Source organism: Pseudomonas sp. TE3899 (genome assembly GCF_056279105.1).
Window position 1 is genome coordinate 5859370 of the sequence record NZ_JBWBQR010000001.1, and the last position, 12824, is coordinate 5872193.

The window sequence follows — 12824 nt, forward strand, 5'->3', positions numbered from 1 at the left end:
TGGTCGGCCTGGTCTTGCCATCCAATACCAATGGATCACAGCGCCATTTCTGTCAGCGCTGTGATCCGGACCGCCTTATTGGATTTCGTCACGCAGTGGGGCGACATTGCGCTCGATAATGCTGAGTACAAATTCCGCCTCTTTGCCGTCGATGCGCGAAGGCAGATCGGTGAAATGCTCAAGTACTGGAGTATTGAGTACGGCCTTGATGTTGACTTCCTTGGAATGGCTGAACAACTCAATCGGTGCTGCGTCTTTGATCAAATCCGTCAGCAGTACTTTCCGTCGGCCCTGCCTCAAATGAAAGCGGGTTGGCGAATCGCTGCTGTAGGCGATCAGGCTGCGGGCGGCATATTCCATGCTGAAAGCATTACCGCGGAAGCTGATCGGGTCGCGAATGAAGATAGTGTAGTTTTCGCTTCCACGGCGAAAATAGAGTTCCAGTGGTTCGACGGTGCCGTAGTCTGCAGTAGTAATCATTTTACGGATATCTTCTCGGCCCAGATAATCCGTCAATTCGGCGCGACGTTCAGGTGTGAGCGTCTTATCGGTAAGAAGATATTCCAGCTTGTGTTGCATGAGAACCAGCGGTTTTCCTGCCAGGGAAAGTGTCGCCAGAAAAGAGTTCTTGATATCAGCCATATTGCAATCCTTGCATTGGGTTGGTGGGGTGTCTGATTGACGGCGGGAAGTTTGGTTGTGGTCGTGGTTTATGGCAACTAGATGTCTGTTTTAAAGTGTTTCTATGTGGATTAAATGTTTGGCAGTTTTATTTTGTATTAAGCCAATACTGGGTGGGGCAGGAGGGCGATATGTCAACGGGTCTTTGTTTGCTCACAGGAGGGGAGTATGCCTGATGACGAAATTTGGAAGTTGTGATGACAGAGTGTGGCGATACTTAAATAAAGTTTTTGGGGGGCATATCTGCAACTTTCACGTGCAGGAAGCGGCTATAAAATGAACGTTATGAGCGGCAGGCGTGGATGAGTTTCGAATCGGCATTGTGCGGCGATATCGACAGCCTGGCACCCACGCACAAATAACGGCGCGGTGCCAAGCCGTTCGCGCTATATGTTAATACGCATACCGCAACATCATATGCGGCAGATGCCGCAACGCAAAAAAGGCAAACAACGCCAGCAGCGACGGCAGCACCAGCCACCAGACCTTGGGTGGCATGGGGTTGAGCGGCGTCTGGCGTTGGCTCAGCCACAGGCTCGCCGCGCAGACGCCGGCCGCCAGCATCGCGCCGGCCAGCACGTCGGTTGGCCAATGCGCGCCCAAATAAACCCGCGACAACGCAATCGCCAATGCCGGCAGGCACCCCAATAGCAGCCAGGTCAGGCGCATGCGTGGCGGTTGTCCGCGTCCGGCCAGGACGGCGATGGCCAGGAACAGCGCGAAGGAGCCGGAGGCGTGGCCGCTGGGCATGCTGTAACTGGTCAGTGGGTCGCTCAACACTTCCGGACGCACCCGGGCGAAAAACTGCTTGGTTACGGTGTTGCCCAGCGCGGTAAACAGCAACGCGCCGCCCGCGAAAATCGCCTGGCGCCATTGTCGGGTGAGCAACAGCAAACCCGTCAGCAGGGCGCTGAACACCAACATGTTGCGGAACTCGCCGATCAACGTGAAGGTGACCGCCACCTCATCCAGCATCGGGTTGCGGTGTTCCTGCACCAGGGTCATCAAGCCCTGGTCGAGGGCGGTCAGGTGCGGATAGCCGATAAACAGCCCGATCAAAATCACCAGGCCCAGGCCGGCAATGTAGGCGGTGGCGTGGCGATGGCGACGCAAGCTGCTGGTGACGCTCAAGCCGATCATCACTGCGATGCTGCCGGCGACAATGCCCGCTTCCGGCCAGAAACCCTCCGGCAAGGGCAGGCGAATCGCCGCGCCCGTGGCCCAGCCGGGCAGCAGATAAGCAATGCTCCAGCCGGCGGCGGCCAACAGGCTGACGGCGGCGAAGCGCGGGAAAGGCATGTCGAACATCCCGGCGACCATCGGCAGCATCGGTCGCAATGGGCCGATGAAGCGTCCGACCAGAAGGCTGGCAATTCCGTAGCGCTGAAAGTAAGACTCCGCCCCGGCGATCCATTCCGGGTGATGGCGCAGGCCGGGCAGGCGCCGGATGTTCTGATGGAAATGGCGTCCCAGGAAGTACGACACCCCGTCACCCAGCAAACCGCCGAGAAACCCCAGCAACAGCGTTTCGCCCAGCGACAACGCACCGCTGCCGGCCAGTACCGCCACGGCAAACAGCAGGACGGTGCCCGGTACAATCAACCCGGCAATCGCCAGGCATTCCACGCAGGCCACTATAAACACCGCGGCGGCCAGCCACTGTGGATTGACCGTCAACCACCCGGTGATGCTATCGAGCCATGGGCCCATACGTACAACTCCATCATTGTTCATAAACTCGTAGGCGCAGCCTTCGGCAGCTACTACGGGGAATTGGGTTCACAGCAAAAAATAATCGCGACCTTCGACTTGCCCTCGGCGCAGCGGGTTCCGCGTGCAGTACGGCGCATACGCCGCATCGACGAAGCGGTACATCAGGTGTTCGTCACGGCCATGGGGAATGCCCAGGCGCGTGGTTTGAATGATGTGGGCGGGGGCGGGGCCGATGTCTTGCACCAGCAGCACTTCATGATCAAAGCGCTTGGCGTCCCAGACCGGCACCTTCAGCCCCAGCGATTTGCACAGCAAGGTCTGGCCGGCGCAGAGTTTTTGCGAGGGGCGAGGACGACCCTGGGCGTCGGGGTTGTTCAGCAGCATCTGCGCCAGGCTCGCCGGTCCGCTCAACTCATCGACCCACGGGTAGGCGGATTTGATCAGCACTGCGTTGCCCGGGCCCTGGGCGCTGAAGTTCAGGGAATCACCGCCTCGGGCGTAATACATATAGATGTGGCCGCCATCCAGAAACAAAGCCTTACGCTTTTCTGTGTAGCCGAGGGACGCGTGGCTGCCTTTTTCTTCGCAGTAATAGGCTTCGGTCTCGATGATCCGGGCGCTGAGCCACAGGTCGCCGACCCGGTGACGGATGACTTTACCGAGTAAATCCCGGGCCAGGACTTGCGCGTCGCGGTCAAAAAAAGCATCCGGCAGCGCCGTGGGCAGGGCCGAAAGGGAGGCGCGAACAGTCAGGTTGGACATGATGAACGGCGTTTATCAGGGCTGATTGAGCGGCGATGATAACAATTTGCAGCTTAATCACGGCTGAACGTCGGCAAATTGCCCTCCATTTCGACCATCCGCCTGTCACCGCTGTTAGTCCTAGGACGCGACAGCTATAATCTGCCGCTTTCATCTTTGCCAAGATCCCATCAGACATGACTGAGTCCGTCCTCGACTACATGACCCGCCTGGGTCGCGCTGCCCGCGAAGCGTCGCGCATCATCGGCCGTGCCAGCACTGCGCAGAAAAACCGCGCCTTGCAGGCTGCCGCCAATGCGCTGGACGCCGCGCGTGCCGAGTTGACGGCCGCCAATGAGCTGGATCTGGCCGCCGGTCGGGCGAATGGGCTTGAAGCTGCGTTGCTGGAACGCCTGGCACTGACCCCGGCACGCATCGACGGCATGATCGTCGGCCTGCGCCAGGTCGCGGCCCTGCCGGACCCGGTCGGCGCCATCCGCGACATGAGCTTCCGCCCGTCGGGCATTCAGGTCGGCAAGATGCGCGTGCCGCTGGGCGTGATCGGGATCATCTACGAGTCCCGGCCCAACGTGACCATCGACGCCGCCAGCCTGTGCCTGAAATCCGGTAACGCAACCATCCTGCGCGGCGGCTCCGAAGCAATTCACTCCAACCGTGCCATTGCGGCCTGCATCCAGCGCGGCCTGGCCGAGGCCGAGCTGCCGGCCGCCGTGGTGCAAGTGGTCGAGACCACCGACCGTGCTGCCGTTGGCGCTCTGATCACCATGCCGGAGTACGTGGACGTCATCGTGCCACGCGGTGGCAAGGGCCTGATCGAACGGGTCAGCCGTGACGCCCGCGTGCCGGTGATCAAGCACCTGGACGGCATTTGCCACGTCTACGTCAGTGCCCACGCCGATCTGCCGAAAGCCCAGCGCATCGCCTTCAATGCCAAGACTTACCGCTATGGCATCTGCGGCGCGATGGAAACGCTGCTGGTGGATCAAAGCGTTGCCAAAGATTTCCTGCCGTCGATGGCGGCCCAGTTCCGCGAAAAAGGCGTCGAGCTGCGTGGTTGCGAACGCACCCGGTCGATCATCGAGGCCGTTGCCGCGACTGAAGACGACTGGTCCACCGAATACCTGGCGCCGATTCTGTCGATCCGCGTGGTCGACGGGCTGGCTCAGGCCATCGAGCACATCAACAAATACGGCTCCCATCACACCGATTCCATCGTCAGTGAAAACCTGGCGGACACCCGGCGTTTCGTGGCGGAAGTCGACTCGTCGTCGGTGATGATCAACACCCCGACCTGCTTCGCCGATGGCTTTGAATACGGATTGGGTGCCGAGATTGGCATTTCTACTGATAAGCTGCACGCCCGCGGCCCGGTGGGCCTCGAAGGTCTGACCTGCGAGAAGTACATCGTGGTCGGTGATGGCCAGTTGCGCGGACAGGAGTCGGTCTGACTTGGGCGACCTCGACCCGTCAGCCCCGATCACTGCCGGCGAGGCTGGGCCTCGACGCATTGGCGTGCTGGGCGGCACCTTCGACCCGGTGCACATCGGCCATTTGCGCGGTGCACTGGAAGTCGCCGAATCCCTTGGGCTCGATGAGCTGCGTCTGACACCCAGTGCCAGACCGCCCCATCGGGACACGCCGCAGGTGTCGGCCAAGGATCGCTTGGCGATGGTCGAGTGCGCGGTGGCTGGTGTGGCGCCGTTGGTGGTGGACGCCCGCGAATTGCAGCGGGACAAACCGTCCTACACTATCGATACCCTGGAATTGATGCGTGCCGAAATGGCCGCGGACACCCAGGTTTTTCTACTTTTGGGCTGGGACGCATTTTGCGGCCTGCCCACTTGGCACCGCTGGGAAGAGTTGCTCCAGCATTGCCACATCCTGGTGCTGCAACGCCCGGATGCCGACAGCGAACCGCCGGATGCCTTGCGCAATCTGTTGGCGGCACGCTCGGTGAGCGACCCGCTGGCCCTCAAAGGGCCGAGCGGACAGATTGCATTCGTCTGGCAGACGCCGCTCGCGGTATCCGCCACCCAGATCCGTCAACTGCTGGCCAGCGGTAAGTCGGTACGTTTCCTGGTGCCCGACGCGGTCCTGGCCTACATCGATGCGCACGGTCTGTACCGTGCGTCGAACTGAAAAAAAGGGCAGGTTTCAAGGCACGAAATGACGTGTATTGAAACGCCCGAACATATGAGCAAAACGAGTTTTATATGACGAACAAAGACGTAACTAAAGTAAAGCGCAAAGGCACGTTCAAGAGCGCCCCTCTGCCTGAGCCGGTCCTCACCACCGAGCCGCTGAAGGGTGATGAGCTGGTCAAGATTGCCGTAGCTGCCCTGGAAGACGTGAAAGGCCAGGACATCCAGGTCATCGACGTTCGCGAAAAGCAGAGCATCACCGACTACATGATCATCGCTACCGGTACCTCCAACCGCCAGATCGGCGCGATGCTGGACAAGGTTCGCGAAGCCGTCAAAGCCCTGGGCGTCAAGCCACTGGGTGAAGAAGGCAAGGGTGACAGCGACTGGGTCCTGCTGGATATGGACGACGTGATCGTGCACATGATGACCGCTTCGGCGCGTCAGTTTTACGACCTCGAGCGTCTGTGGTCCGGTGCCGAGCAGAGCCGTGCGCTGAACGCGGCTCACCACAGCCCGGAAAACACCCACGAGCATTTCATCAAGCTCAACAAAGACCAGCTGTAAGGGATTGCTGTGCGACTGCGACTGATCGCCGTCGGTTCACGCATGCCCAAGTGGGTGGAAGAAGGCTGGCATGAATATGCCAAGCGTCTTCCGTCCGAGCTGGCGCTGGAACTGGTGGAAATACCGCTCAACACTCGTGGCAAGAACGCCGACGTGGCGCGCTTCATCCGTCAGGAAGGCGAAGCCATGCTGGCCAAGGTCGGGCCAAACGAGCGGGTTGTCACCCTCGAAGTCCACGGCAAGCCCTGGAGCACCGAGCAACTGGCGGTCGAACTCGATCGCTGGCGGCTGGACTCGCGCACGGTGAATTTCATGGTCGGCGGCCCCGAGGGGCTGGCGCCGGAAGTCTGTGCCCGGGCCGATCAGCGTTGGTCGTTGTCGCCGTTGACGTTGCCGCACCCGCTGGTGCGGATTCTGATCGGCGAACAGTTGTATCGTGCCTGGACAGTCCTGTCCGGCCACCCTTACCACAAGTAGTTCTGCCCTCATGTCCCAGCCGATCCGCATCAAGGACCACGAAAAAGACGCCCGTCTGGTGCGTGGCCGCGTCGTGTTCGGGGCAATTGCGGTGGTGGCGCTGATCTGCGTGCTGATCGCGCGGCTGTATTTCCTTCAGGTCATCCAGTACGAGTACCACTCGACCCTGTCGGAAAACAACCGCGTCCACGTGCAGCCGATTCCGCCGACTCGCGGGTTGATCTTCGACCGTAATGGCGTGGTGGTGGCCGATAACCGGCCCAGCTTCAGTTTGAGCATGACCCGCGAGCGCTCCGGCGACTGGCAGCAAGTGCTCGACGTGATCGTCCAGGTGCTGGAACTGACCCCCGAGGACCGGGTGATCTTCGAGAAGCGCATGAAGCAGGGGCGCCGGCCATTCGAGCCGGTGCCGATCCTGTTCGAGCTGACCGAAGAGCAGATCGCCCGGATCGCGGTGAACCAGTTCCGGCTGCCGGGTGTTGAGGTGGTCGCGCAGTTGGTGCGGCATTACCCCCAGGGCGCGCACTTCGCGCACTCCGTGGGTTACATGGGCCGGATCAACGAGAAAGAGCTCAAAACCCTGGACCCGGTGGGTTACAGCGGTACTCATCAAATTGGCAAGACCGGCATCGAGCGCTTCTACGAGCCCGAGCTGCACGGCCAGGTGGGTTACGAAGAAGTCGAGACCAACGCTCGGGGCCGCGTATTGCGCGTGCTCAAGCGTACCGATCCGATTCCCGGCAAGGACATCGTCCTGAGCCTGGACATCAAATTGCAGGAAGCCGCCGAAGCGGCACTCGGCGGTCGCCGCGGTGCGGTGGTAGCGCTGGACCCGAACACCGGCGAAGTCCTGGCCATGGTCAGTGCGCCGAGCTTCGACCCGAATCTGTTCGTCACCGGCATCAGCTTCAAGGCCTATGCCGAGTTGCGCGATTCCATCGACCGGCCGCTGTTCAACCGCGTGCTGCGCGGGCTGTACCCGCCGGGCTCGACGATCAAGCCTGCGGTGGCGATTGCCGGCCTCGATTCCGGCGTGGTCACGGCGTCGACCCGCGTGTTCGACCCCGGCTACTACATGCTGCCCAACTACGATCACAAATACCGCAACTGGAACCGTACCGGCGACGGCTACGTCGACCTGGACACGGCGATCATGCGTTCCAACGACACCTACTTCTATGACCTGGCCCACAAGCTGGGCATCGACCGCTTGTCCTCGTACCTGGGCAAGTTCGGCATTGGCCAGAAGGTCTCGCTGGACATGTTTGAAGAGTCGCCGGGGCTGATGCCGTCCCGGGAGTGGAAGCGTGCGACCCGGCGTCAGGCCTGGTTCCCGGGCGAAACCCTGATCCTGGGGATCGGCCAGGGCTACATGCAATCCACGCCGCTGCAACTGGCACAAGCCACGGCGCTGGTGGCCAACAAAGGCGTGTGGAACCGTCCGCACCTGGCCAAGACCGTCGAAGGTGAAAAGCCCAAGGATGAAAATCCGATGCCGGACATCATCCTGCGCGACCCGTCGGACTGGACCAAGGTCAACCACGGCATGCAGCAAGTAATGCACGGCGCACGCGGTACCGCGCGCAAAGCGGCAATCGGTGCGCAATACCGGATCGCCGGCAAAAGCGGTACGGCCCAGGTGGTCGCGATCAAGCAAGGCGAGAAGTACGACCGCTCCAAGGTGCAGGAGCGTCACCGCGACCACGCCTTGTTCGTCGGCTTCGCGCCGGCCGACAACCCGAAAATCGTGGTGTCGGTGATGGTCGAGAACGGCGAGTCCGGCTCCGGCGTCGCCGCACCGGTGGTACGTCAAGTCATGGATGCCTGGCTCCTGGACCAGGATGGACGACTCAAGCCTGAGTACGCCGGCCCTATCAGTGCGGAGGCTACGGCCCGTGAAGAGTAATTTCGATCGCATCCTCTCCAGTGAGGACGTGATGCGTCGCCGCGCGACGCTGTTGCAACGCCTGCACATTGATGGCCCATTGCTGATTCTGCTGCTGACCCTCGCCGCTGGCAGCCTGTTTGTGCTGTATTCGGCCAGTGGCAAGAGCTGGGACCTGCTGGCCAAGCAAGCCACTTCATTCGGCATCGGCCTGGTGTCGATGATCGTCATCGCCCAGTTCGAGCCGCGGTTCATGGCCCGTTGGGTGCCGATCGGTTACGTGCTCGGCGTGTTGCTGCTGGTGGTGGTGGACGTCATGGGCCACAACGCCATGGGCGCCACGCGCTGGATCAACATTCCCGGGGTGATCCGCTTCCAGCCTTCGGAATTCATGAAGATCCTGATGCCGGCGACCATCGCCTGGTACCTGTCCAAACGTACGTTGCCGCCGCAGCTCAAGCATGTGGGCGTCAGTCTGTTCCTGATCGGCTTGCCGTTTATCCTGATCGTGCGTCAGCCCGACCTTGGGACTTCGCTGCTGATCCTTGCGGGCGGTGCGTTCGTGCTGTTCATGGGCGGCCTGCGCTGGCGCTGGATCCTCAGCGTGATTGCCGCGGCGGTGCCGGTGGCGGTGGCGATGTGGTTCTTCATCATGCACGACTACCAGAAGCAGCGAATCCTGACCTTCCTCGACCCGGAAAGCGATCCGCTGGGCACTGGCTGGAACATCATCCAGTCCAAGGCCGCCATCGGTTCCGGCGGCGTGTTTGGCAAGGGCTGGCTGCTGGGCACCCAGTCGCACCTGGACTTCCTGCCGGAAAGCCACACCGACTTCATTATTGCGGTGCTGGGCGAAGAATTCGGCCTGGTGGGCATTTGTGCACTGCTGCTGATTTACCTGTTGTTGATCGGTCGCGGGCTGGTAATTACCGCCCAGGCCCAGACTTTGTTCGGCAAATTGCTCGCGGGCAGCCTGACCATGACGTTTTTTGTTTACGTTTTCGTCAACATCGGTATGGTCAGTGGCCTGTTGCCGGTTGTGGGGGTGCCGTTGCCGTTCATTAGCTACGGAGGAACTTCGCTGGTGACGCTGCTGTCAGCGTTTGGGGTTTTGATGTCGATCCATACCCATCGTAAGTGGATCGCACAGGTTTGAATAAGGTGAAGATTTCAATGCAAGCAATGCATGGCTGGGCGACTCGATACGCGCCGTGGGTCGGCCTGGTAGGCATCCTTGGTACTGCGCAAGCGCAGGCCGGCGATTACGAAGGTTCACCCCAGGTGGCCGAATTCGTCGGTGAAATGACCCGCGACTACGGCTTTGCCGGTGAACAGCTGATGGGCGTGTTCCGCGAAGCCGCGCGCAAGCAGGCGATCCTGGACGCCATTTCCAAACCCGCAGAACGGGTTAAACAGTGGAACGAATATCGCCCGATGTTCATCACCGACGCGCGTATCGCCCGTGGTGTGGACTTCTGGCGCCAGCACGAGGCGGTATTGGCCCGTGCCGAGCAGGAATACGGCGTGCCGGCCCAGGTGATTGTCTCGATCATCGGCGTTGAAACCTTTTTCGGCCGCAATACCGGCAATTACCGGGTGATCGACGCGTTGTCGACCCTGGGTTTCGACTATCCTCCCCGTGCCGAATTCTTCCGCAAGGAGTTGCGTGAGTTCCTGCTGTTGGCCCGGGAGGAGCAGGTCGATCCGTTGACCCTCAAGGGTTCCTACGCCGGCGCCATGGGCTTGCCGCAGTTCATGCCGAGCAGTTTCCGCGCCTATGCGGTGGACTTCGACGGGGATGGCCACATTAATATCTGGACCAATCCGGACGATGCCATTGGCAGCGTTGCCAGCTATTTCAAGCGTCACGGCTGGGTCGCTGGCGAGCCAGTGGTCAGCCGCGCCGATGTGCGTGGCGATCAGGTGGACGAGGGTTTGACCACCGGCATCGAGCCGACGAAAACCGTCGGGGAGTTGCGGGCGTTGGGGTGGTCGAGTCATGATGCGCTGCGCGATGATATGCCGGTCACCGCTTTCCGCCTGGAAGGTGACAATGGCCCCGAGTACTGGATGGGCCTGAAGAATTTTTACGCGATCACGCGTTATAACCGCAGCGTGATGTACGCCATGGCCGTACATCAACTGTCTGAACAGCTGGTCCAAGCACGGGGCGTCAAGTAATGCGGGCATTGCCTATGAATAAACCCCTGAAGCTGATGGCGTACGTCGCGTTGGCGGCGCTGGTCGCCAGTTGTACGACCAGCCGCGCGCCGACCCAGAAGTCCTCCAACACCGCCGTGCGCGCTACGCCGGGGCTGGACATCAACCGTGCGCACAAAGACGGCGCGCCATGGTGGGATGTCGACGTGTCGCGCATCCCGGATGCCACGCCGACGCTGCACAGCGGGCCTTATAAAGCCAACCCGTACACCGTGCTGGGCAAGACCTATTTCCCGCTGCAAGACTCCAAGACCTACGTCGCCTCGGGCACGGCGTCCTGGTACGGCACCAAATTCCACGGCCAGAACACCGCCAATGGCGAGGTGTATGACCTGTATGGCATGAGTGCCGCCCACAAGACGTTACCGCTGCCAAGTTACGTTCGGGTGACCAACCTGGACAACAACAAGAGCGTGGTCCTGCGGGTCAACGACCGTGGGCCGTTCTACTCGGATCGCATCATCGACTTGTCATACGCCGCCGCCAAAAAGCTCGGTTATGCCGAAATCGGCACGGCGCGGGTCAAGGTCGAAGGGATCGATCCGCAACAGTGGTGGGCCGCCAAAGGCCGTCCGGCGCCTTTGATGCTCAACGAGCCGCAAGTAGCGCAAAATGCCGCGCCGACCATTACCGCCTCGGCGGGGACGGTCGAACAATGGACGCCACCGCCGCAGCAACACGCGTCGGACACAGTGCCTGTACCGGTTGCCGCAAAAAAAAACGCTTCTGCACCAGCCTCTGGCCAGTATCTGCAGGTGGGCGCGTTCGCCAACCCGGACGCTGCAGAACTCCTGAGATCGAAGCTCAGCGGGATGGTGAGCGCTCCGGTGTTCATCAGCTCGATCGTGCGCAACCAACAGACACTGCATCGGGTACGCCTGGGGCCGATCGGTTCGCAGGGTGAAATCCAGCAAGTGCAGAACAGTGTGCGACTGGCCAATCTCGGTTCACCGAGCCTGGTCACCGCCGAGTAACACGCAGTACTGGATTGAAGGTTCGCTTGCGGTTTGGGGGGAGGACCTGGTTGTTGGCTCGTTAAGAACAAAAGCCCGGCAAGGGTTCTGAGTGAGCAACTGAACACGCGATGGCCCGTTAGAAAGCCATCTGATTAAGTTTTGCCTTCGGGCAGTTTCCATTAGCGATTTCGAGAGACGGATGAACATCACCACCTTTGCCAAACGCCTGTGCCTGTTAGTCCCGCTGTTCATCACGCCTGCCGCTTTTGCGGTAGAAATGATGCCGTCGCCACCGCAACTGGCCGCCAAATCCTACGTGCTCATGGACGCCAGCAGCGGCAACGTGCTGGTCGAGAACAACGGTGACCAGCGCCTGCCACCCGCCAGCCTGACCAAACTGATGACCGCGTACATTGCGACGCTGGAAATCCGTCGTGGCCAGATCGGCGAAAACGACCCGGTGACCGTCAGCGAAAACGCCTGGCGTACCGGCGGTTCGCGGATGTTCATCAAGGTTGGCTCGCAGGTAACTGTCAGCGACCTGCTGCACGGCATCATCATCCAGTCGGGTAACGACGCCAGCGTTGCGCTCTCTGAGCACATCGCCGGCAGCGAAGACGCGTTCGCCGACATGATGAACAAGACGGCCGGCGACCTGGGCATGACCAACAGCCACTTCATGAACCCGACCGGCCTGCCGAACCCGGAGCACTACTCGTCGGCTCACGACATGTCGCTGCTGGCTCGCGCGATCATCCACGAAGATCCGGCTCACTATGCGATCTACTCGCAGAAAGAGTTCTTCTGGAACGGCATCAAGCAGCCTAACCGCAACCTGCTGCTGTGGCGCGACAAGACCGTCGATGGCCTGAAAACCGGTCACACCGACGAAGCCGGCTACTGCATGGTGTCCTCGGCCGTGCGTGATGGCATGCGCCTGATCGCCGTGGTGTTCGGCACCAACAGCGAAGTGGCCCGCGCCTCCGAAACCCAGAAACTGCTGACCTACGGTTTCCGCTTCTTCGAAACCCAGACCTTCTATCAGAAAGGCGCCGAGCTGGCTCAGGCCCCTGTCTGGAAAGGCACCACCAATCAAGTCAAGGCCGGCCTGGCTGAAGACCTGACCATGACCCTGCCCAAGGGCCAGCTGAAAAAGCTCGCCGCCAGCATGACCATGAACCCGCAACTGGTTGCACCTATCGCCAAGGGCGACGTGATCGGTAAAGTCGAAGTGAAACTGGACGACAAGGTGGTGCACAGCGCTGACCTGATCGCCCTGGACGCGGTCGACGAGGGTGGTATCTTCCGCCGCATGTGGGATAGCATCCGTCTATTCTTCTACGGCTTGTTCAACTGAATTAGTGTGGACTTGCATGGCCCCGATCCAATCCGGAGCGGGGCCATGTCCGTTGCCACGGCTTA

The 12824-nt window shown here is 60.8% G+C and carries 12 protein-coding genes; 9 read left to right on the top strand and 3 right to left on the bottom strand.

Features of this window, described 5'->3' with window-relative positions; translation table 11 throughout:
• Positions 1-75 precede the first annotated feature (75 nt).
• From ACZ89E_RS26635 to ACZ89E_RS26645, 3 genes are all read right to left on the bottom strand, one after another.
• Positions 76-642, bottom strand: coding sequence for a hypothetical protein (locus ACZ89E_RS26635; protein WP_149660895.1), 567 nt, complete (start codon positions 640-642; stop codon positions 76-78).
• A 432-nt stretch (positions 643-1074) separates the two neighbouring features.
• Entirely contained in the window at positions 1075-2391 is a 1317-nt protein-coding gene (locus tag ACZ89E_RS26640) for a bifunctional DedA family/phosphatase PAP2 family protein (RefSeq protein ID WP_149660894.1), read from the bottom strand.
• A gap of 69 nt (positions 2392-2460) precedes the next feature.
• Complete coding sequence (locus tag ACZ89E_RS26645; protein ID WP_149660893.1) at positions 2461-3156, bottom strand: DNA-3-methyladenine glycosylase; 696 nt, start codon at positions 3154-3156, stop codon at positions 2461-2463.
• A 176-nt stretch (positions 3157-3332) separates the two neighbouring features.
• Between ACZ89E_RS26645 and ACZ89E_RS26650 the strand changes: the two genes are divergently transcribed.
• The 9 genes from ACZ89E_RS26650 to ACZ89E_RS26690 all read left to right on the top strand — a co-directional run bounded on the left by ACZ89E_RS26650 (position 3333) and on the right by ACZ89E_RS26690 (position 12759).
• Positions 3333-4604 (top strand): glutamate-5-semialdehyde dehydrogenase, encoded by a 1272-nt coding sequence (locus tag ACZ89E_RS26650; protein ID WP_149660892.1) that lies wholly within the window; start codon positions 3333-3335, stop codon positions 4602-4604.
• 1 nt (position 4605) lies between these two features.
• On the top strand, positions 4606-5295 hold the full coding sequence (gene nadD / locus ACZ89E_RS26655; RefSeq protein WP_149660891.1) for a nicotinate-nucleotide adenylyltransferase: 690 nt from the start codon (positions 4606-4608) through the stop codon (positions 5293-5295).
• 74 nt (positions 5296-5369) lie between these two features.
• The gene (gene rsfS / locus ACZ89E_RS26660) at positions 5370-5864 is read left to right on the top strand and encodes a ribosome silencing factor (protein ID WP_149660890.1); all 495 of its coding nucleotides are present in this window, start codon (positions 5370-5372) and stop codon (positions 5862-5864) included.
• Between the two features lie 9 nt (positions 5865-5873).
• Positions 5874-6341 carry a 23S rRNA (pseudouridine(1915)-N(3))-methyltransferase RlmH gene (gene rlmH / locus ACZ89E_RS26665; RefSeq protein ID WP_007937439.1) on the top strand — a complete coding sequence of 156 codons (468 nt, stop codon included), beginning with the start codon at positions 5874-5876 and terminating at the stop codon, positions 6339-6341.
• Between the two features lie 10 nt (positions 6342-6351).
• The gene (gene mrdA, locus ACZ89E_RS26670) at positions 6352-8247 is read left to right on the top strand and encodes a penicillin-binding protein 2 (protein WP_149660889.1); all 1896 of its coding nucleotides are present in this window, start codon (positions 6352-6354) and stop codon (positions 8245-8247) included.
• Positions 8248-8278: 31 nt separating this feature from the next.
• Positions 8279-9382 carry a rod shape-determining protein RodA gene (gene rodA / locus ACZ89E_RS26675; RefSeq protein ID WP_166656017.1) on the top strand — a complete coding sequence of 368 codons (1104 nt, stop codon included), beginning with the start codon at positions 8279-8281 and terminating at the stop codon, positions 9380-9382.
• Between the two features lie 17 nt (positions 9383-9399).
• Positions 9400-10407: a lytic murein transglycosylase B gene (gene mltB / locus ACZ89E_RS26680; protein WP_149660888.1), complete on the top strand. Its 1008-nt coding sequence runs from the start codon at positions 9400-9402 to the stop codon at positions 10405-10407.
• The gene (locus tag ACZ89E_RS26685; protein WP_149660887.1) at positions 10407-11420 is read left to right on the top strand and encodes a septal ring lytic transglycosylase RlpA family protein; all 1014 of its coding nucleotides are present in this window, start codon (positions 10407-10409) and stop codon (positions 11418-11420) included. Before mltB ends, ACZ89E_RS26685 begins: the two co-directional genes overlap by 1 nt.
• 181 nt (positions 11421-11601) lie before the next feature.
• Positions 11602-12759, top strand: a complete 1158-nt coding sequence (locus ACZ89E_RS26690) for a D-alanyl-D-alanine carboxypeptidase family protein (RefSeq protein WP_149660886.1) — start codon at positions 11602-11604, stop codon at positions 12757-12759.
• Positions 12760-12824 lie beyond the last annotated feature (65 nt).